The following is a 20214-nucleotide window of genomic DNA, read 5'->3' on the forward strand; positions in this document are numbered from 1 at the left end:
CGCCCGCTCCCCGGAGGGAACGGGCGTCGCGATCGGGACGGCTCAGGATCCGAGCTGGCCCTGGGGCTGGCCACCTGCCTTGAGGGCCGCGAGACGGGCCTCGACCTCGGTGAGCTCGCCGAGGTCGTCGAGGCTCTCGAACTGCGCGTCGAGCGAGGAAGCGGCGAGCTCCTGCTGACCCGCGGCGCGGGCCTCGACGCGACGCACCTTCTCCTCGAAGCGGCCGAGGTCGCTGGTCGGGTCCATCACGTTGATCGACTTGACCGCGTCGTGCACCTTGGTCTGGGCCTCGGCCGTCTTCTGACGCGCGAGCAGCTCACTGCGCTTGGCCCGGAGCTCCTCGAGCTTGAACTTCATGCCGTTGAGCCCGCTCTTGAGCTTCTCGACGACCTCGTTCTGAGCGGCCAGCTGCGGGGCCGTGGTCTTGACCTCGTTCTCGGCCGAGATCTGGCGCTGCAGGGCGACCTTGGCGAGGTTGTCGAACTTGTCGGCGTCGACCGCGTCGCCCGATGCGCGCAGCTCGTCGGCCTTGCGGCTGGCGGCGATCGCCTTGTTGCCCCACTCCGTCGCCGCCTGCTTGTCCTCGGCGTGGTCGCGCTCGAGCAGGCGCAGGTTGCCGATGGTCTCGGCGATCGCGGCCTCGGCGTCCGCGATGTTGTTGGTGTAATCGCGCACCAGCTGGTCGAGCATCTTCTCCGGGTCCTCGGCCTGGTCGAGGAGAGCGTTGATGTTCGCCTTCATGAGTGTCGAGATGCGCCCGAAGATGGACTGCTTTGCCATGGTTTGCCTTTCGTCGGCGTGGTTACAACGTATGGAAAGGGGGCCTAGTGGTGAGTCTAGAAGCGACGGCCACCGGAGGACGAGTGCCTGCCGGAGCTGCGGGACGACGAGCGCGACGACCCGCCGGACCAGGATCGGGAACGCGATCGCGACGAGGAGCCGCCCCAGCCCGAGGACGATCCGGATGATCCACCGCCTTCGCCGCCGAAGGCACCGGTGAGGGCGCCGAAGACGAGACCGAGCAGGAGGCCCCCGATGGCTCCCGCGCCCCCGGCGGCGTTCGCCCCGAGCAGCACGCCCATCACGCCTCCCACAACGGCGCCGACGCCCGCCTTCGCCCCCATGTCGTCCCCGTCGGCGGCGCGCGAGGAGCGCAGGGAGCTCAACGAGGGCCGCGGCGGGCGGGCCCAGGATCCGTCGCGGCGCGCCCCGTCGTCGCCTCCGTGAGCCGCGATGCGCGCGGTCGAACGCTCGCCGAGCGAACCCTGCACCTGCTCGGCCATGGCCAGGGCGGCCCGGACGTGCGCCGACTTCGTCTCGGGATCGTCGGCCGTGCGCGCGAGCGCGAGCTCGTTCTGCGCGGAGCTGAGCTTCGCCAGCACGCCCGCGGTGACCCGGCCTGCGCGGGCGCTCACGGAGTTCTCGGCGACCCGCAGCGCGGCCGCGACGCGGTCGATCTCGCGGTCGCCCGTCGCCTCGATCGTGGTGCGGGCGAACGACGGCAGCGGCGGCCCGCTTGCCTCGGCGGGGGTCGCGACGGCCGCGGGGGTCTCGGCGAGCGCGAAGCCCGCCACGGCGCTGTGCAGCTGCGTGACCTCGGCGAGGTCGCGTTCGATCTCGCGAACGGCCGTGGTGATCTCGTTCGCGCTGCGGCGGCCCGCGGCGTCCCTCAGCCGGGCGAGCCATTCGTCGGCGTGCGCGAGACGCTCGCGCATCTCGTCGGGGTCGTCGCCGATGCCGGCGAGACGGTCGGGTGCCACCGTGCTGCCCAGGGTCTGGAGGTGCGTCTCGGCGGCGCGCACGAGCGCATCCGCCTCCGTACGGGCCATCGTGAGCCGCTCGAGCGTGGCGGCCGCGTCCTTCGCGACGCCCCGCAGCTCGGCGAGCCGGCGCCGGCGCTCGTCCAGCGCGCGATCCACCTGTCCGCAGAGGCGCAGGATCTCGTCGGTCCAGGAGCGCGACTCGGCGGTGGAGTCCTCCGTGACGTCCTGGAGCAGCGTCTGCAGCTCGAACGCGCGGCTCAGCTTCGCGCGGCCCTCGGTGAGCACCGCCTGGTACTCGGAGGTCGCCGCGTCGCCGAACTCGGCCGTGACGAAGCCCAGCTCCTGCTCGCTCGTGCGCAGGGCCTCATCGGCGCGCACCAGCGTGACCGCGGCGCGCTTCTTCTGCCCCTCGAGGGTGCGCAGCTCGGCCGCCCTGGCCGCCCGCCGGCGAGCGCGCAGCACGAGCTGGGTCACCACCCAGATGAGCGCCGCCAGCACCAGCACACCGAGCACCCAGACCCACCAGGGCAGCGGCACCTCGTCGAACTCGTCGGCGACGTATTCCACCCCGCCGGCCCAGTCGTCGTCTGCGAGGTACCCGGATCCGAGGCCCTCCTCGATCTCCTGCACACGCTGCAGCGAGAGGTCGCTGTCGGTGTGGAAGCTCAGGGCGAGGCTGCGGCCCTCGGTCGCGATCGCGAGCAGGTGCTGATCCGGCGCGAGGTTGTTCAGCGTGGCGGTGCGAGCGGCCCAGTCGCCGGCGTTGGACGGGCTCTCGAAGTTCTCGACGAACACCACATAGAGCTCCGGGCGGTCGCTCTTGTCGGCGAGGGCGGCCAGCTTCGCTTCGAGCCGCTCCTCCTGTGCATCCGTCAGCACATCCGACTCGTCGAGCAGGTAGCCGGCTCCGAGTTCGACCGGCTCGCTGGCGCGCGCGATCGAGAGCGGGGCGAGCGAGAGCACGGCCGCGAGCACCGTCGCGCCGAGCGACACCGCGGGCCGCATCAGAAGCGACCGCCGCTGCGCCGTCCGCTGCGTCCGCCGCCGAAGCCGCCGCCCCGAGAGATGCCGCCGCCGAAGCCGCCGCCGCGTGAGATGCCGCCGCCGAAGCCGCCGCCGAGACCACCGCCCCAGCCCGAGCTGCCGCGTCGCGATCCGCCGCCCGCGATCAGGCCGCCGATGATGCCGCCCACGAGACCGTCGACCATGCCGCCGCCGCCGCGCATGCCGCCGCCGAAGCCTCCGCCGCCAAAGCCTCCGCCCATGCCGCCGCCCCATTCAGAGGACTGCACGTCGGCCTGCGCGAGCCGGATGGCTTCCGACGCGAGCTGGAGCGCTCGCTGCGCGCGCTGGAGCGACTGACCGGGGTCGGTCTGCTGCAGCGACTCCGCGCGCGACAGCTCGGCGCCCGCCTCGGCGAGGCGGGTGCGGGCCGGGGCGCCGACCGCGCCGCGTCGGGAAGCGATGTACTCCTCCGCGCCCGTGACCTGGCTGCGTGCCTGCAGCAGGGTCTGGCCGAGCATCTGCAGGGCGCGCTGGGCGTTGCCCACCACGCCGTCGATGCGGGCGTTGGCCTGTTCGAGGGCCGCCAGCAGCGTCTTCGGGCTGCGTGCCGCGCCGCCGAGATTCTGCTTCGCCTGCGCGATGGCCTGCTCGGTCGCCGAGATCGTGGCGGTGATATCGGGCGCCGAGGGGAGCGCGCGCGCCTGAGCGAGGTCCTGCTCGAGCTCGGCGACCAGCGCGGAGGCCTGGCGCTCGGCGGCCCCCAGCGCCTGACCGAGGTCGATCACCGCCTTCTCCAGCTCGGCTGACTGCGCGATGGCCTGCTCTGCCGCGCGGATGGAGACCGCCGCCGCCGCGCCGTCTCCTGCGCCGACCGCCGTCTGCGCCGTCGCCAGCTGCTCGTCGACGAAGGCGAGGCGCGCCTCGACCTGAGCCGGATTGTCGGCGACGACCGAGATCTCCTCAGCCGCGTAGTGCTGCTGCAGCGCGTCGAGCGCGGCGGCCACACGCGCGGGACGCTCGGCGGCGGCTGCGCGGCGGCGCTGGGCCTCGCCGAGAGCGGCGGGCGCATCCCGCTCGATGTGGCGCAGTTCGGCGAAGGCCGCGGCCTTCTGCTCGAGGATGTCGTTCGCCTCTTCGCACAGACGGATGATCTCCGCGTTCCAGACACGCTGATCCTGCTCGGTGTCCTTCTCGTGGTCGTCGAGTCGCTGCTTGAGCTCGAAAGCCTGAGTGAGGTGCGCCTTGGCCTCCTGCAGGGAGTTCGAGAACTCGCCCGTGGGCTCCTCGCCGAACTCGGCTACCGCGAAGCCGAGCTCCTGCTCGCTCGCGCGCACGGCGTCGTCCGTGGCGACCAGCGCGGAGGAGGCGCGGCGCGAGAGCTCCTCGGTGCTGATGTCGGGCTCGACGGTCGCACCATCCGCGCCCGCTGCGCCGGCCTGGCCCCTGCGTCGCCGCGACATCGCGTACGCGATGCCCGCGCCGCCCCCGACGACCACCACGCCGCCGAGGACCCACGGCAGAGCCGATCCGCCGCCGCCTGCGAAGCCGTCGGCTGCGGCGTCGATCGCGCCCGCCCAGTCGTCCTGCGAGAGGTAGGGCATGAGGGAGTCCTCGATCTGGGCGCGGCGGCTCTCGGAGACCGGGCCGCCCTCAGGCGAGGAGAGGGCGAACTGCCGCCCCTCGGTGGCGACGGCGAGCAGATACTGGTCGCCGCCGAGCCCGTTCAGCACGGCCGTCTCATCGGCCCAGGCCACCCGGTCGGTCGGGTTCTCGAACGTGTCGACGAACACGACCCACAGATCGGCCTCGGACGAGTCGAAGAGCTCCTGGAGCCGGGCGTTCGCGTCGGCCTCCTGCGCGTCGGTGAGCACATCGGACACGTCGGTGACGAAGCCCGAGCCGAACTGCACCGGCTCGGCGGCGAGCGCGGGCGCGCCCGCCCACATCGAGGCGGCGACCAGACCCAGCGCCGCGATCGCGCGCCACGTCGTTGTTCTCCGTGCTCGCATCGCGACCCCCATCCGATCCTGGATCCCGTCACGGCGTCGGACGGTCTCAGGTGCGATCCTATGCACCGCGCGGCATGTGCCATAGGGCAGTTCGCCCCCTGCGAAAAGCGGTCCGCGCACAGAGAGAACCTAGGCTTTCGGGGTGGACGATCGATACGGATCCGATGTGCTGGCTGCCGGCTGGCAGAGCCGCGGCGCGAAGGCGGTGCCGAAGGTGCCCGCCGAGATCGACCTCGTGGTCGAGGTGGCGGGCGACGGCTTCTGCGGCGCGATCACCCGCCGCGAGGGCGGCACGGTGGAGCTGGAGGACGGCAAGGGGCGCCGGCGCCTGTTCCCCCTGGGGCGCGGCTTCCTGATCGACGGCGAGCCCATCGAGCTGGTGGTGCCTCAGGCGCAGCCGCAGGGACGGCGCCGCACCGCATCCGGATCGTTCGCGGCTCCGGATCAGCGTGCCCGCGTCGCGCTGCCGCACCGCATCCTCGTCGAGGGAAAGCACGATGCCGAGCTCGTCGAGAAGGTGTGGGGCGCCGACCTGCGCGTCGAGGGTGTGGCCGTCGAGTTTCTCGAGGGCGTCGACAAGCTGCCCGACCTGCTGCGCGATGAGCCGCCCGGACCGGGGCGCCGATACGGCGTGCTCGTGGATCATCTTGTGCCCGGCTCGAAGGAGCAGCGCATCGCGCGCGCGATCGAGCAGAGCCCGCACGGGCCGCACATGCGCATCGTCGGGCATCCGTTCATCGACGTGTGGCAGTGCGTGAAGCCCGCCTCGGTGGGCATCCCCGCCTGGCCCGAGGTGCCCAAGGGCGAGGACTGGAAGAAGGGCGTCTGCCGGCGTCTCGGATGGCCGTACGCCGAGCAGGCCGACACCGCGCGGGCGTGGCAGCACATCCTGTCGAAGGTGACGACCTTCCGTGACATCGAGCCGACGCTGCTCGGCCGTGTCGAGGAGCTCATCGACTTCGTCACAGCTCCCTGAAATACGCTTGCCGGATGCCCGAAGAGCTTTCCGTGGACGCACCCGCCGGCGATCCGGCCGAGGACGAGTCGACCTTCCGCAAGCAGCCCGTCTCGTTCGTGCGCCGCAGCGGCAGGATGTCCGACGCGCAGGAGCGCGCATGGACCGAACTCGCCCCGTTCTACGCGTTCGACGTGCCGCGCGACGTCGCCTCGACATCCGTGCATCCGCAGGCCCGCCTGGTGCCGTCCGAGGTCTACGGCCGCGAGGCTCCGCTGACCGTGGAGATCGGATCCGGTCAGGGGCACGCCATCGTGTCGGCCGCTGCGGCCCACCCGCACAACGACTACCTCGCCGTCGAGGTGTTCCGTGCGGGGCTCGCCCGCACGATGCTCGACGCCGACCGTGCTGGCGCGAAGAACCTGCGTCTGGTCGAGGCGAACGCGCCCGAGGTGCTCGAGACGCTGCTGCCCGAGGGCGCCGCCTCGGAGGTGTGGGTGTTCTTCCCCGACCCGTGGCACAAGGCCCGTCACAACAAGCGTCGCCTCGTGAAGGAGGGCTTCGGCGAGATCGCCGGGCGCGCACTGCGTGACGGGGGACTGCTGCGCCTGGCGACCGACTGGGAGGACTACGCGCTGCAGATGCGCGAGGTGCTCGACGCCGATCCGTTCTTCGAGCGCGCGTTCGAGGGATCGGACGATCCCGAGCAGGACTGGGCGCCGCGGTTCGAGGGCCGCGTGATGACCGCCTTCGAGCGCAAGGGCCTGAACACGGGCCGCGCGATCCGCGATCTCACCTACCGTCGCGTCGCGCGCTGATCCGGGGCCGACCGATCGTGGCCAGGACGCACGCGCCGGTGGACGACCTGCATCCGCCTCTCGACCCGCGGGTGCTGGCCGCCGCGCTGCTGGTGTGCCTCGCCGCGCCGGCGTTCTTCGTGCTGCAGCAGCCGTGGGTCGGCTGGACGCTCCTGGCCGCGGGGCTCGTCGCCGCCGCGGTCCTCGACCGCCGTGACCCGGCGGGGCTCGCACGGCGGCCGGGACTGACGCGCGACCTCTCGCTGATCGCGGTCGGTCTCTGCATCGTCAGCTCGATGTCTCTGGCCGCGCGCCTGGACAACGCATCCATGGCGCTGTTCACCCTCGTGCTCGGCGGCGCCGTCGCCGTGCCGTACGTGCTGTCGCGCTTCGTCTATCGCGACCACGTGGTGCGCTTCCCCTGGCGCGGAGGCGGACGGTGGGGACGCCTGCAGTGGGGATGGCTCGTCGCCGTGCTCGTGCTCGGATGGACGATCCTGCCGTTCTACTTCATCACCAGCGGCGTCTATCGCAATTGGCCGGTGGTCGACACTCCTGAGCTCATCGCCCGCCTGTTCGTCGGCGTCGGAGCCGTCGGCATCTGGGATGAGCTGTTCTTCATCTGCACGGTCTTCGCGGCCCTGCGCCGTCATCTGCCGGATGTCGCCGCCAACGTCCTCCAGGCGATCGTCTTCGTCTCCTTCCTCTGGGAACTCGGCTACCGCGAGTGGGGGCCGCTGCTCACGATTCCGTTCGCGCTGCTGCAGGGCATGATCTTCCTGCGCACCCGCTCGCTCGGCTACGTCGTGACGGTGCATCTGCTGTTCGATGCGGTGGTGTTCCTGGTGCTCGTGCACGCGCACAATCCGGGTGTGCTGGACGGCCTCTTCCTCGTCTGAGAGGTCGAGCTGGGTGGTCGCACACTCGCTGCCATCTGTCAACCCTCCGGGGGGAAATCGCTGTGGCAGGCATGCTTGAACCCATGACGACGATGCGCATCCGCGAGGTGGATTCAGGGGTGATTCAGACCCCGGATGCGCGACCCCGTCATCTTGAGGTAGGCGGCCTTGTGGGAGGCCGCTATCGGCTGCAGGAGCTCGTCGGGATCGGCGGGATGAGTCGGGTCTTCCGTGCCACCGACGAGCTCCTCGGCCGCACCGTCGCGGTGAAGCTCTTCCCCGCCGCGGCCGGAAATCACACCGACCGCGCTCGCCGCGACGCCGAGACCCGCCTTCTTGCCTCGCTCAGCCACCCGTCGCTTGTCACCCTCTACGACGCCGACGCCTTCGCGGACGGATCCGGCTTTCTCGCCATGGAATACGTCGACGGCGGCACGCTCGGCGACCTCCTCGAGAAGGGCCCTCTCGCCCCTCGCGAGGTCGCCCATGTCGCGGTCGACCTCGGGGACGCGCTCGCCGCGGTGCACGCCGCCGGCGTGATCCACCGCGACATCAAGCCGCCGAACGTGCTGATGCGCACCAGCCACGGCCGGCGCTTCCAGGCCACCCTCGCCGACTTCGGCATCGCCTACCTCATGGACAGCGCTCGCCTCACGACGCCGGGCATGGCCGTCGGCACCGCCGCCTACTTCTCGCCCGAGCAGGCGCGCGGCGCACAGCCCACGCCCTCCTCCGACATCTACGCGCTCGGGCTCGTGCTCATCGAGTCGCTGACGGGACGCCGTGCGTTCCCGCAGAGCACCCCCATCGAGGCGGCGATCGCCCGGCTGCACACGCCGCCGGAGGTGCCCGCGGGCTTCGGGTACGGCTGGCGCTCGCTTCTGACGGCGATGACGGCGACGGATCCCGCCGAGCGGCCGTCGGCCGCCGAGGTCGCCGACCGCGCCGCCCGGCTCGTCGAGGCCGACATCGATGTGCAGGCCACCCAGGCGGAGCTGGCGATCGCTTTCGCCGCCGCGCCGACGCCGGCACCCGAACCCGAGCCCGCGCCCGCGAGCGCGGTCGGCCACAGCACGCAGGTGCTGCCCACGGTCGAGCTGACGTCGCGTCGTCACACCCGCGCCGCCCGTCGCGGGCGCCGCCGCCCGGTCGCCGCGATGCTCGTCGGCGGCGCTGCCGCGGCGCTCATCGCCGGTGGCGTGTGGGCGGCCGCCGCAGACACGTCGGTCTCGCCCGTCTCGCGCGTCGTCGCCCCGGTCGTCGAGGCGGACACGGCGGAGACCACGGTCGAGCCGGCGGTCGTTCAGCCGGCCGAGCAGCAGACGGCCGTCGTCGAGCCCGCCGCCCCCGCGGTGCAGCAGCCGGCGGTGCAGGCGCCCGCGGCGAAGGACGACAAGGGCGGCCACGGAGTTTCCGGACGAGGCGAAGACGCCTCGTCCGGATCACAGACCCACGGGAATGGGACCCCCGGGAATGGGAAAGGGAAAGGGAGCGGATCCGGCTCGGGAAAGTCGGATCGCGGACACGGTGGCGGCTGAGCGAGCGCGGACCCGCAAGGGACGGCGGGAGCATCCGCGCCTCGGGCGCCACTGAGTCGAAGAAGGGCCGCACCGATCGGTGCGGCCCTTCATCTTTTCTCTTGCTCTGTTGTTCTCTTGCTCTGTGCGCCCGAAGGGATTCGAACCCCCGACCCTTGGCACCGGAAGCCAATGCTCTATCCACTGAGCTACGGGCGCATGTGGGTCCAGGCTATCAGTCGGTGGGGTGGTCCTCGGACGCGGCCAGGCGCGTCACCGGATCCGTGATCGCGTGGATCGCCTCGGCCAGGCGCTTCGCGAGATACGCGTGCCCCGCGACGGACGGGTGATCGCGACCGACGCCGCTTGTGTCGATGACGTCGAGGTAGTTCTCATCGGTGATCCAGTGCTCCTGGAGCGGCGAGATGTACCACCACTGGCGCGCCGCGGCGAGCGAGGCGAGCCGGCGATCGATCTGCGCGGTCGCGACCTCGACGGGCAGCACCTGAGGGGCCGGTCCGAGGATGACGACGGGCACATCCGGGTATGTGCGCGCGAGCCGGTCCCACGCGGCGTTCACGGCGGCGGTGTACCCCCCGAGGTCCGTGCGGCGGTCGTTGATCGATCCCTGCAGGATGATCAGGTCGTACTCGGCAGAGGGATCGAGGGCCTCGATCCGGTCGCCGAAGCGCGGACGATCGACGCGGATGTACCCGCTGCCGGGCACACCGTCGACGACGGTCGAGCCGCCGAGCACCTCGGGCAGCACGTACGCGTAGCCCCGCTCGATCGGGGTGGCTGCCTGTCCGTACGTCCAGGAGTCTCCGAAAACGAGGATCCGCGGATCATCGGGCAGGGACAGAGGTGCGGGCAGCACCACGGAGTCCTCGGCGGCAGCCTGATCCGCGACAGGGGCGGACCACGGTCGCAGAAGACCCGCCGCGAGGATGCCGAGGACAGCGACCAGCGCCGCGACAAGCAGGATCGAGGTGCTTCGGCGAGGACGTGGGATCGACGTCATGGATGGAACTGTAGGCGACGGATCCTGACAGTCCGCGCCCGTAGACTTACCACGTTATGAATCCTGACGCTCTCGCCGCCGCCATCCTCGCCGTCGTCACGCCGATCGCCGCCCGCCGACGCCCCGAGGAGGAGCTCTCGCTCAGTGGCGCCGACGTCACTCTGGAGCGTCCCCGCAACCGGGAGCACGGCGACTGGGCGACCAACATCGCCATGAAGCTGGCCAAGCGCCTGGGCACCAACCCGCGCGAACTCGCACAGGAGATCGCCGAGGGCCTCACCGCCGCCGACGGGGTCGCCTCGGTCGAGGTCGCGGGTCCGGGCTTCATCAACATCCGGCTCGAGGCCGCGGCGGCGGGGGCGCTGGCGAAGACGATCGTCGACGCGGGCGCCGACTACGGCCGCAACGAGACCCAGGCGGGCAACACCGTCAACCTCGAGTTCGTCAGCGCCAACCCGACCGGCCCGCTCCACATCGCGCACACCCGCTGGGCCGCGCTGGGCGACACGATCGCGCGCGTGCTCGCGTTCAGCGGCGCGACCGTGGCACGCGAGTACTACATCAACGACGCCGGCGCCCAGATGGAGCGCTTCGGCGCCTCGATCGTGGCCTCGCTCAAGGGCGAGGAGAAGCCCGAGGGCGGTTACGCCGGGGAGTACATCGACGAGCTGGGCCGCAAGGTGCAGGCCGCGCGCCCCGACATCCTGGACCTCGATGCCGAGGAGCAGATCGTGGTCGCGCGCGATGTCGCCTACCCCCTCCAGCTCGCCGAGATCCAGGCATCGCTGGAGTCGTTCAACGTGCACTTCGACGAGTGGTTCTCGGAGCGCACGCTGCACGCGAAGGGGGAGAACGGCGAGCCGAGCCTCATCGACCAGGCCGTCGACCGCCTGCGCGCACAGGGCCACGTCTTCGACGAGGACGGCGCCGTCTGGGTGCGCACCACCGACTTCAGCGACGACAAGGATCGCGTGATCCGTCGCTCGAACGGCGAGTACACGTACTTCGCCGCCGACGCCGCCTATTACCTCAACAAGAGCGACCGCGGCTGGGCCGACAAGATCTACCTGCTGGGCGCCGACCACCACGGCTACGTGCACCGCCTGAAGGCGCTCGCGGGCGCGGCGGGCGAGGATCCGGAGAAGAACATCGAGGTGCTGATCGGCCAGATGGTCTCGATCAACGGCGCCCGCCTCTCCAAGCGCGCCGGCAACATCATCGAGATGGACGACATCATCGAGTGGATCGGCACCGACGCGCTGCGCTACTCGCTCGAGCGCTCGCCCGCCGACTCTCCGCTCGACCTCGATCCGGATCTGCTGCGCAAGCGCACGAACGACAATCCGGTCTTCTACGTGCAGTACGCCCACGCACGCACGCACAACGTCGCGCGCAATGCCGCCGACGCGGGCGTGGACCGCTCGGAGTTCGCGCCGGAGCTGCTCGCGCACGAGACCGAGTCGGCGCTGCTCGGCGCGCTGCAGGAGTTCCCGCGCATCGTGGCGTTCGCCGCCGACGTGCGCGAGCCGCATCGCGTCGCTCGCTACCTCGAGGAGCTCGCGGGCCTCTACCACCGCTGGTACGACAACTGCCGCGTGACGCCGCTCGGCGACGCCGAGGTCGAGACCGTGCACCGCACCCGCCTGTGGCTGAACGACGCCACGGGGCAGGTGCTGCGCAACGGCCTCGACCTGCTCGGCGTGAGCGCACCGGAGCGGATGTAAGGCCGTGACCCCCGCGAGCGGCGCGACCCGCAGACGGCGTTGGCCGTGGATCCTGCTCGTCATCGTTGTGCTCGTGGCGCTCCTCGTCGTCGCCGCGGAGGCGGCGGCGCGTGCCGTGGTGCCGGGTGTGGTGCGAGACAAGGTCGTGTCGGCGCTCGCGCTGCCCGCCGACCAGCAGCTCGACGTGGATCTGGGCGGTGGCCTCGTCGTTCCGCAGCTGCTCGCGGGCTCGCTCGACGCGCTCGGCATCTCCGGCTCGGAGGTGCCGATCGGCGACCTCACGGTCGACGCCGACGTGCAGCTGACGGGGGTGCCGATCCGCGACGGCGTGGAGGGCGGACCCGGTACCGCTCAGCTGCGCCTCGACGCCGCCGACCTGCAGGCGCTGGTCGAGGCGGCCGACGTGCCCCCGGTGCTGGCCGATGCCCAGGTCGCGCTCTCCGAACCGGACGTGCTGCTCTCGAAGGGGTTCACGATCCTGGGCGCCTCGGTACCGGTTGAGATCGGGCTCACCCCGGCGGCCGCCGGCGGTGACCTCACGCTCACGCCCTCCCGCGCGAAGCTCGGCGGCGCGGCGCTGTCGGTCGACCAGCTCGCTGCGATGCTGCGCGGTGAGGTGCCGGCCTTCCCGATCTGCTTCGCCGATCACATCCCCGCGGGCCTCACCCTCACGTCCGCCGAGGTCGCCGGCGATCACCTCACGGCCGACATCGACATCGCGGAGGGCCTTCTCAGCGACCCGGCGCTCCAGGCGATGGGCACCTGCGACTAGATCCGGCAGCTCGCCGCGAGCGCGTCGATCCCGAGCGCGTCGATAGGGTCGGGCTCATGTGGAGCGACGACGACGTGCGGGATGCCGCGGCCGAATGGACCTGGATCCCCGACGGCTCGCGTGTTCACGATGACGAGCTGCTGATCGTCCAGCGTCCCGCCTGGGTGGGCGGTCACGTGGCGGTCGAGGGCGTGCGCTCGGCTCGGCCCGCCTCCGAACTGATCGATCGGGCTGCCACCGTCGCGAGCGAGTGGGCGGACGACGCACTCGAATGGGCGGTGTCGGATAGAGACGATCCGGCGCTCGACGCGGCACTGCTCGCGCGCGGTGCGACCCTGATGGAGCAGCTCGATGTTCTCGCGCTGCCGCTCGACCGCGCCCTCGGCCTGCCCGCGGGAGCCGGGGCGCGCCGAGTGGCGACGCGCGACGACGTGCTCGCGGTCGGCAGGATCAACACCGCCGTGTGGGCGAATGCCGAGCCGGACGAGGCGCGGATCGCCGAGGTGCTGCGGGAGGAGCAGGAAGGATCCGGCTTCCGCATCCTCGCCGAGCTCGACGGCGAGGTGGTGTCGACCGGCGGCGTCACCCTCGCGCCGGGCCCGCGCGGCACGGTCGCGCGGCTGTGGGGCGCGGCGACCCTCGAGCACGCCCGCGGCCGCGGCGCCTATCGCGCCGTGCTGGCCGAGCGGCTGCGGCTCGCCGCCGAGGCCGGCGCCACTCTCGCGCTCGTGAAGGGACGGATCGCCACCTCCGCGCCGATCCTGACCCGCGCGGGCTTCCGCCGGTACGGCGGCGAGCGCCGCTACCGCCTCCCGCTCTGACTCCTGCCCACGGCCCGGGGTGCGGCGGGGTGCGGCGGGGCGGTGCGGCGGGGTGCCGCGGGGCGCGGAACGGGAGGGGATCCCGGATCGGGAGGGGCGAGTGATCCGGATGCGTCCTCCCGTCGTGGGATCTCCTCCCGTCCCGGGCCACCTCGCCGCGCGCGGAACCGGAGGGGATCCCGGATCGGGAGGGGCGTGTGATCCGGATGCGTCCTCCCGTCGTGGGATCTCCTCCCGTCGCGGGCCGCGGCGCCGCGCGCGGAAGGGGAGGGGATCCCGGATACGGAGGCTCGCCTGATCCGGCGCCGTCCTCCCGTCGTGTGATCTCCTCCCGTCGCGGCCCGCGGTGCCGCGCGCGGAAGGGGAGGGGATCTCGGATGCGGAGGCTCGCCTGATCCGGATCCGTCCTTCCGTCGTGGGATCTCCTCCCGTCGCGGCCCGCCTCGCCGTGCGCGGAAGGGGCGGGGATCCCGGATGCGGAGGGGCGGCCGATCCGGATCCGTCCTCCCGTCGCGGGATCCCCTCCCATTCGGCCGCGGCGGCGCGCGGACCGTGTCGTGAGGCGACTGGCGGGGGCGGGCCGTGCGCGGAGGGGGAGGGGATCTCGGGCCCGGAGGCTCGTCTGATCCGGATCGGTCCGCCCTCGTGGGATCTCCACCGGTCGTGGTCGGAGCCGTGCACGGAACGGGAGGGGATCCCGGACACGGAGGGGCATGTGACCCGGATCCGTCCTCCCGTCGCGGGATCTCCTCCCGACCCGGGCCGCCCGGCCACGCGCAGAGGGGGAGGGGATCTCGGATGCGGAGGGGCGGGGGATCCGGATCCGTCCTCCCGTCGCGGGATCTCCTCCGGTCGCGCGCCACGCCCCCGCGCGTCGTCGCGCGACCGGCCGGGTCGGGGCCGGGAGTCCCGGTGCCCTAGACTCGGGGGCACCTGCGGAGGCGTGATTTCCCGCCCCGCGGACATTCCCATCCCGAAGGTGATCCGTGTCAATCGACGCTTCCGACCATCAGACCACGCGCCTCGCGCCCGAGTGGCTCACCGAGCCCTCCGACCCGAATGACCTGGCCCCGGGGGTGTGGCCCGCATCCGCGCATCGCGACGCGGACGGCGCGCTTGTGCTCGCCGGTGTGCCGGCGCCGGAGCTCGCCCGCCAGTTCGGCACGCCCGTGCTGGTGCTCGACGAGGACGAGGTGCGCTCCCGCGCCCGCGGCACGCTGGAGGCGTTCCGCCGGGCTGCCGGCCGCCACGACGGCAAGGTGCGCGTCTACTACGCGGGCAAGGCGTTCCTCTCGGCCGAGGTCGCCCGCTGGATGGTGGACGAGGGCCTGAACGTCGACGTGTGCTCGATCGGCGAGCTGACCGTGGCCCTCGCCGCGGGAGTGCCGCCGCGTCGCATCGGCTTCCACGGCAACAACAAGCGGGTGTTCGAGCTGGAGCGCGCGGTGGAGGCGGGCGTCGGCACGATCATCGTCGACTCGCTCATCGAGATCGAGCGACTGGGCGCCATCACGGAGCGCCTCGACCGCCGTCAGAACGTGCTGGTGCGCGTCAACAGCGGCGTGCACGCCGACACCCACAGCTTCCTGGCCACCGCGCACGAGGACCAGAAGTTCGGCTTCACGCTCGACTCGGCCGTTGAGGCCGTCGAGCGCATCGCCGAGCTGCCGCTGGTGGACTTCGCGGGCCTGCACTGCCACATCGGCTCGCAGATCTTCGGCGTCGCGGGCTTCCGCGAGTCGGCCTCGCGCCTGGTCGAGCTGCACGCTCACCTGCTCGAGGAGGGCCGCTTCACCGCGCTCACCTCGAAGGGCGCCGCGGCCAAGCCCCTGCTGAACCTCGGCGGCGGCTTCGGCATCGCCTACACACGCGCCGACACCCCGAGCCCCATCGACGAGCTCGCCTCGGGCATCGTCGACGCCGTGGCCGACGAGTGCGCCGTGCGCGGCATCGAGCTTCCGGTGCTCGCGTTCGAGCCCGGCCGCTCGATCATCGGCACCGCCGGGGTGACGCTCTACGAGGTCGGCACGACCAAGTCGGTCGAGGTCGGCGAGGGCGAGGAGCGCGCCGAGCGCCGTTACGTGAGCGTCGACGGCGGCATGAGCGACAACGCCCGCCCCGCGCTCTACGGCGCGCAGTACTCGGCCCGGCTCGCCTCCCGCGAGGGCGTCGAGGCGCCCGTGCTCAGCCGCGTCGTCGGCTTGCACTGCGAGTCGGGCGACATCGTCGTCGACCACGAGTACCTCCCGGGCGATGTGACCCCCGGCGACCTCCTCGCCGTCGCGGCGACGGGCGCCTACACCGCCGCACTGGCCAGCAACTACAACCATGTGCCGCGTCCGCCCGTTGTGGCGGTCGCGGACGGACGCGCCCGGATCATCGTGCGCGGCGAGCGGATCGAGGATCTGCTCGCGCGCGATGCCGGCATCGACCTGCCCGCGGCTGCTGAGAAGCACGCCGGAAACGGAGAAGCATGAACGACACCCGCACCCTCCGGATCGCCCTGCTGGGCGCCGGATCCGTCGGATCCCAGGTCGCGAACCTGCTGCTCACGCAGGCGGACGAGTTCGCCGAGCGCGCGGGCGCGAGGCTGGAGCTCGCGGGCATCGCCGTGCGCGACGTCGACGCCCCGCGCGACGTCGAGCTTCCGCGCGAGCTGCTGACGACCGATGCGAAGAGCCTCATCGAAGGCTCCGACATCGTGATCGAGCTGATGGGCGGCATCGAGCCGGCCCGCACGCACATCCTCACGGCCCTCAACTCGGGCGCCGACGTCGTCACCGGCAACAAGGCGCTGCTCGCCACGCACGGCGCGGAGATCTTCGACACGGCGGATCAGCTGGGCGCGTCGGTCTCGTACGAGGCGGCCGTCGCCGGTGCGATCCCGATCATCCGTCCCCTGCGCGACTCGCTCGCCGGCGATCGTGTGCAGCGTGTCTTCGGCATCGTGAACGGCAGCACCAACTTCATCCTCGACAGCATGGATCGCCAGGGCCTGAGTGCCTCGGAGGCGCAGCGCATCGCGACCGAGCTCGGCTACCTCGAGGCGGATCCGACGCTCGATCTCGGCGGCTACGACGCCGCTCAGAAGGCCGCGATTATCGCGAGCCTGGCCTTCCACACGCAGGTGGCGATCGAGGACGTGCACCGCGAGGGAATCGAGAACGTCACGGCGGGCATGATCGAGGGCGCGCGTCGCGCGGGCTACACGATCAAGCTGCTCGCGGTCGCGGAGCGCCTCCAGGAGGAGGGCGGCGAGGCGATCTCGGTGCGCGTCTACCCGGCGCTCATCAGCCGCGAGCACCCGCTCGCGAGCGTGCACGGCGGCAACAACGCGGTGTACGTGTCCGCGGCCGCCGCCGGCGATCTTATGTTCTATGGCGCGGGCGCCGGTGGGCTGCAGACCGCGTCGGCCGTGCTCGGCGATGTCGTCTCGGCGGCGCGCCGTCACATCGCGGGCGGCGTGGGCGTGGGCGAGTCGGCCCGCCAGAGCCTGCCGACCGCGCCCATCGGCCGCATCCTCACGCGCTACCAGGTGACCCTCGAGGTCGCCGACGAGCCGGGCGTGCTGGCGAAGATTGCGAACATCGTCAGCGAGGCCGGTGTCTCGGTGGCGACCATCGAGCAGACGCCGTCGGCCGATGCGGAGGGGCGGGCTCACATCGTGATCGGCACGCATCGCGCGCGCGAGCAGGCGCTGAGCGACACCGTCGCGTCGCTCGCGGCGAGCGACGTCGTCGAGCGGGTGGTCTCGGTGCTGCGCGTGGAAGGCGAGTGAGAGTGGGGGAGTCGACCACGCCGGCCGTCGGCCGCAGCGTCTTCGTGCGCGTTCCGGCGACCAGCGCGAATCTCGGCCCCGGCTTCGACAGCCTCGGCCTCGCCCTCTCCGCCTATGACGAGCTGACCGTCACGGCGCTGCCGGCCGGCGAGCTCGAGATCGAGGTGACCGGCTCGGGCGCGGATTCGATCCCGCGCGACGGATCGCACCTCATCGTCCGGACGATCCAGCACGTCTTCGAGGCGTTCGGTCGCACGGCCCCCGGGCTGCGTCTCACGGCGCACAACGGCGTGCCGCACGGGCGCGGTCTCGGATCGTCGGCCGCGGCGGTGGCCGCGGGAGTGCTGGCTGCTGCCGGGCTGCTCGAGGGCGATGTCGACCTCACCGACGAGGATCTCCTGCGGATGGCCAACGACGTCGAGGGGCACCCCGACAACGTGGCGCCCGCGCTGTTCGGAGGCCTCACGATCGCGTGGATCGACGAGACGGGCCCGCACCACAAGAAGCTGCTTGTGCACCGCGGCGTCTCGCCGGTCGTGTTCGTCCCCGAGACGACCATGTCGACCACCAAGGCTCGCAGCGTCCTCGGCCCCGAGGTGCCGCGCGAGGACGCCGTCTTCAACCTCTCTCGCTCGGCCCTGCTGATCGCGGCGCTCACTCAGAGCCCCGATCTTCTGCTGGCTGCCACCGAGGACAAGCTGCACCAGAACTACCGCGCGGCCTCCATGCCGGAGACCGACAAGCTCGTGCGTGCGCTGCGTGCCGCGGGCTTCGCGGCCGTCGTCTCGGGCGCCGGCCCGAGCGTGCTGGTGCTGGCGGACGGCCCCGGCCGCCGTGCGGAGGCGGCTCGCCTTGTCGCTTCGATCTCTGACACTCCGTGGGAGACCCTGATGCTCGCCGTCGATTTCAAGGGTGGTACAGTGAGGGAAACCCCGGTGGGTGCCGATCGGCACGATTCTTGACCACCATTTTTCGCAATCTGCGAAGCCCCGCACAGGTCCTCCGACCAGCTCACTGCGCAGCTGCTCACCTGAGCAGCTGAACTTCGAGCGCCTGGGCGACCACCGCGCGTCTCAGACGCGCGCCCGACGTGCATCGGGCGAATTCATCACGTTCCACCTAGAGGAGCACACTCGTGGAGACGATCTCCGAGACCCAGAACGACGCGACCGAGTCGGCCGCTGAGACCCAGGCCGTTGAGGCGGCCGCTACCGACGCGCCGGTGAAGAAGGCGGCGCCGCGCAAGCGCGCCCCGCGCCGCGCGAAGTCCGACGACGTCGCCGTCGCCGAGGCCGCCACCGAGACCCCGGCAGAGGCGCCGGCGGCCGAGGCGGAGGCCGTGGAGGCGCCCGTCAAGCCCAAGCGCGCCCCGCGCAAGCGCACGCCCAAGGCCGCCCCGGCCGAGGAGCTGCCGCTCGAGGAGGCTCCCGCCGAGGAGCCCCAGGCCGCGGAGACCTCGTCCGAGGAGCCCGCCGTCGCGGAGGAGCCCGCTGCGGCGGAGGCCGCCGAGGCGGAGACCTCCGCGGAGGAGCCGGCCGAGGCAGAGACCCCCGAGAACGGCGAGACCGCCGCCGAGGGCGAGACCCCGGCCGAGACCGCCGCCGAGGGCGAGACCGCCGCGACCGAGGGCGAGAACGGCGCCGAGGGCGAGAACGTCGAGGGCGAGGCCGCGCAGTCCGGCCCGAGCCGTCGCTCGCGCAGCCGCAGCCGCAGCCGCAGCCGCAACAAGGGCGGGGCCGCCGAGGGCGCCGAGCAGGGCGAGGGCGAGTCCGCCCCGGCCCAGCCGCAGCCACAGCAGAACGGACGCGGTCAGCAGGCCCCGCAGCAGAACGGCCGCAACCAGCGCGGCCAGCAGCAGATCCAGCAGCAGACCCAGGACGACGACGAGCAGGGCGGTCGCGGTCGTGGCGCGCGCAACAAGCGCCGCGGCAACCAGACGGTCGACGAGTTCGAGACCGAGATCCTCGAAGACGACGTGCTGATCCCCATCGCGGGCATCCTCGACGTGCTCGACAACTACGCCTTCGTGCGCACCACGGGCTACCTGCCCGGCCAGCAGGACGTGTACGTCTCGCTGGGCCAGGTCAAGAAGTACAACCTGCGCAAGGGCGACGCCGTCGTCGGCGCGATCAAGCAGCCGCGCGAGAACGAGCAGCAGGGTCGCCAGAAGTACAACGCGCTCGTCAAGGTCGACTCGGTCAACGGACTGTCGGTGGAGGACGCGGCGAACCGCGTCGAGTTCTCGAAGCTCACCCCGCTCTACCCGCAGGAGCGCCTGCGCCTCGAGACGGCTCCCGAGAAGCTGACGCAGCGCATCATCGACCTCGTCGCCCCGATCGGCAAGGGCCAGCGCGGCCTCATCGTCGCGCCCCCGAAGGCGGGCAAGACGATCGTGCTGCAGCAGATCGCCAACGCGATCGCGCACAACAACCCCGAGGCCCACCTCATGGTCGTGCTCGTCGACGAGCGCCCCGAAGAGGTCACCGACATGCAGCGCACGGTGAACGGCGAGGTCATCGCCTCGACGTTCGACCGCCCCGCCGAGGACCACACGACGGTCGCCGAGCTCGCCATCGAGCGCGCCAAGCGCCTCGTCGAGCTGGGCCGCGACGTGGTTGTGCTGCTCGACTCGATCACCCGCCTGGGGCGCGCCTACAACGTGTCGGCCCCCACGTCGGGCCGTGTGCTCTCGGGTGGTGTCGACGCCTCGGCGCTGTACCCGCCGAAGCGCTTCTTCGGCGCCGCGCGCAACATCGAGAACGGCGGATCCCTCACGATCCTCGCCACCGCGCTCGTGGAGACCGGATCCAAGATGGACGAGGTCATCTTCGAGGAGTTCAAGGGCACCGGCAACATGGAGCTGCGCCTCTCGCGCCAGCTCGCCGACAAGCGCATCTTCCCGGCCGTCGACATCAACGCGTCGTCGACCCGCCGCGAGGAGATGCTGCTCTCGGCCGACGAGGTCAAGATCACGTGGAAGCTGCGTCGTGCGCTCGCGGGCCTCACGCCCGAGCAGGCGCTGGGCACCGTGCTCGACAAGTTCAAGGAGACCTCCTCGAACGTCGAGTTCCTGGTGCAGATGCAGAAGTCGATTCCCGCGGCCGGCGGACGCTCGTCCGGCCACGAGAACGACATCCGCTGACCTGATCCGGA

15 protein-coding genes and 1 tRNA gene are annotated in these 20214 nt (G+C 71.9%); 11 read left to right on the top strand and 5 right to left on the bottom strand.

Annotated features, from left to right (window positions below; all coding sequences use genetic code 11):
• Positions 1–42: 42 nt before the first annotated feature.
• Genes J5V96_RS06770 through J5V96_RS06780 form a run of 3 tightly spaced genes read right to left on the bottom strand, consistent with a single transcriptional unit; the run spans position 43 to position 4777 of the window.
• Positions 43–780 (bottom strand): PspA/IM30 family protein, encoded by a 738-nt coding sequence (locus J5V96_RS06770; protein WP_208501982.1) that lies wholly within the window; start codon positions 778–780, stop codon positions 43–45.
• Positions 781–836: 56 nt separating this feature from the next.
• Positions 837–2768: a TPM domain-containing protein gene (locus J5V96_RS06775; protein ID WP_208501984.1), complete on the bottom strand. Its 1932-nt coding sequence runs from the start codon at positions 2766–2768 to the stop codon at positions 837–839.
• On the bottom strand, positions 2768–4777 hold the full coding sequence (locus tag J5V96_RS06780; protein ID WP_208501986.1) for a TPM domain-containing protein: 2010 nt from the start codon (positions 4775–4777) through the stop codon (positions 2768–2770). Before J5V96_RS06780 ends, J5V96_RS06775 begins: the two co-directional genes overlap by 1 nt.
• 142 nt (positions 4778–4919) lie before the next feature.
• Here J5V96_RS06780 and J5V96_RS06785 point away from each other — a divergent pair, with 142 nt between their 5' ends.
• The 4 genes from J5V96_RS06785 (at position 4920) to J5V96_RS06800 (ending at position 8966) form a co-directional block, all read left to right on the top strand.
• Positions 4920–5753 (top strand): DUF3097 domain-containing protein, encoded by an 834-nt coding sequence (locus J5V96_RS06785; protein ID WP_208501988.1) that lies wholly within the window; start codon positions 4920–4922, stop codon positions 5751–5753.
• A 14-nt stretch (positions 5754–5767) separates the two neighbouring features.
• Positions 5768–6550: a tRNA (guanosine(46)-N7)-methyltransferase TrmB gene (trmB, locus tag J5V96_RS06790; protein ID WP_208501990.1), complete on the top strand. Its 783-nt coding sequence runs from the start codon at positions 5768–5770 to the stop codon at positions 6548–6550.
• A gap of 38 nt (positions 6551–6588) precedes the next feature.
• Complete coding sequence (locus tag J5V96_RS06795) at positions 6589–7428, top strand: CPBP family intramembrane glutamic endopeptidase (RefSeq protein ID WP_208502431.1); 840 nt, start codon at positions 6589–6591, stop codon at positions 7426–7428.
• Positions 7429–7511: 83 nt separating this feature from the next.
• Positions 7512–8966: a serine/threonine-protein kinase gene (locus J5V96_RS06800; protein ID WP_208501992.1), complete on the top strand. Its 1455-nt coding sequence runs from the start codon at positions 7512–7514 to the stop codon at positions 8964–8966.
• Positions 8967–9091: 125 nt separating this feature from the next.
• Here J5V96_RS06800 and J5V96_RS06805 read toward each other — a convergent pair.
• Both J5V96_RS06805 and J5V96_RS06810 read right to left on the bottom strand, forming a co-directional pair.
• Positions 9092–9164, bottom strand: a tRNA-Arg gene (locus J5V96_RS06805).
• Between the two features lie 16 nt (positions 9165–9180).
• Positions 9181–9966: an SGNH/GDSL hydrolase family protein gene (locus tag J5V96_RS06810; protein WP_236014538.1), complete on the bottom strand. Its 786-nt coding sequence runs from the start codon at positions 9964–9966 to the stop codon at positions 9181–9183.
• Between the two features lie 56 nt (positions 9967–10022).
• Between J5V96_RS06810 and argS the strand changes: the two genes are divergently transcribed.
• The 7 genes from argS (at position 10023) to rho (ending at position 20203) form a co-directional block, all read left to right on the top strand.
• Complete coding sequence (gene argS, locus J5V96_RS06815; RefSeq protein ID WP_208501994.1) at positions 10023–11690, top strand: arginine--tRNA ligase; 1668 nt, start codon at positions 10023–10025, stop codon at positions 11688–11690.
• Positions 11691–11694: 4 nt separating this feature from the next.
• The gene (locus tag J5V96_RS06820) at positions 11695–12462 is read left to right on the top strand and encodes an LmeA family phospholipid-binding protein (protein WP_208501996.1); all 768 of its coding nucleotides are present in this window, start codon (positions 11695–11697) and stop codon (positions 12460–12462) included.
• A gap of 56 nt (positions 12463–12518) precedes the next feature.
• Complete coding sequence (locus J5V96_RS06825; protein WP_208501998.1) at positions 12519–13283, top strand: GNAT family N-acetyltransferase; 765 nt, start codon at positions 12519–12521, stop codon at positions 13281–13283.
• A 986-nt stretch (positions 13284–14269) separates the two neighbouring features.
• The gene (gene lysA / locus J5V96_RS06830) at positions 14270–15760 is read left to right on the top strand and encodes a diaminopimelate decarboxylase (protein ID WP_307793547.1); all 1491 of its coding nucleotides are present in this window, start codon (positions 14270–14272) and stop codon (positions 15758–15760) included.
• The gene (locus J5V96_RS06835) at positions 15757–17061 is read left to right on the top strand and encodes a homoserine dehydrogenase (protein WP_208502000.1); all 1305 of its coding nucleotides are present in this window, start codon (positions 15757–15759) and stop codon (positions 17059–17061) included. Before lysA ends, J5V96_RS06835 begins: the two co-directional genes overlap by 4 nt.
• Positions 17062–17063: 2 nt before the next feature.
• A complete protein-coding gene (gene thrB / locus J5V96_RS06840) occupies positions 17064–18023 on the top strand; it encodes a homoserine kinase (protein WP_208502002.1) in 960 nt (319 codons plus the stop codon).
• Positions 18024–18196: 173 nt separating this feature from the next.
• Positions 18197–20203, top strand: coding sequence for a transcription termination factor Rho (gene rho, locus J5V96_RS06845; RefSeq protein WP_208502004.1), 2007 nt, complete (start codon positions 18197–18199; stop codon positions 20201–20203).
• Positions 20204–20214: the final 11 nt, after the last annotated feature.

The organism is Microbacterium stercoris (genome assembly GCF_017592545.1).
GTDB lineage: Bacteria > Actinomycetota > Actinomycetes > Actinomycetales > Microbacteriaceae > Microbacterium > Microbacterium stercoris.

What these genes read in the sequence shown, in the direction of transcription:
- J5V96_RS06835 (WP_208502000.1), top strand. Translation starts at nt 15,757, where the DNA reads ATGAACGACACCCGCACCCTCCGGATCGCCCTGCTGGGCGCCGGATCC.
- J5V96_RS06780 (WP_208501986.1), bottom strand. Translation starts at nt 4,777, where the DNA reads ATGCGAGCACGGAGAACAACGACGTGGCGCGCGATCGCGGCGCTGGGT.
- argS (WP_208501994.1), top strand. Translation starts at nt 10,023, where the DNA reads ATGAATCCTGACGCTCTCGCCGCCGCCATCCTCGCCGTCGTCACGCCG.
- trmB (WP_208501990.1), top strand. Translation starts at nt 5,768, where the DNA reads ATGCCCGAAGAGCTTTCCGTGGACGCACCCGCCGGCGATCCGGCCGAG.
- J5V96_RS06800 (WP_208501992.1), top strand. Translation starts at nt 7,512, where the DNA reads ATGACGACGATGCGCATCCGCGAGGTGGATTCAGGGGTGATTCAGACC.
- J5V96_RS06770 (WP_208501982.1), bottom strand. Translation starts at nt 780, where the DNA reads ATGGCAAAGCAGTCCATCTTCGGGCGCATCTCGACACTCATGAAGGCG.
- J5V96_RS06825 (WP_208501998.1), top strand. Translation starts at nt 12,519, where the DNA reads ATGTGGAGCGACGACGACGTGCGGGATGCCGCGGCCGAATGGACCTGG.
- J5V96_RS06775 (WP_208501984.1), bottom strand. Translation starts at nt 2,768, where the DNA reads ATGCGGCCCGCGGTGTCGCTCGGCGCGACGGTGCTCGCGGCCGTGCTC.
- J5V96_RS06810 (WP_236014538.1), bottom strand. Translation starts at nt 9,966, where the DNA reads ATGACGTCGATCCCACGTCCTCGCCGAAGCACCTCGATCCTGCTTGTC.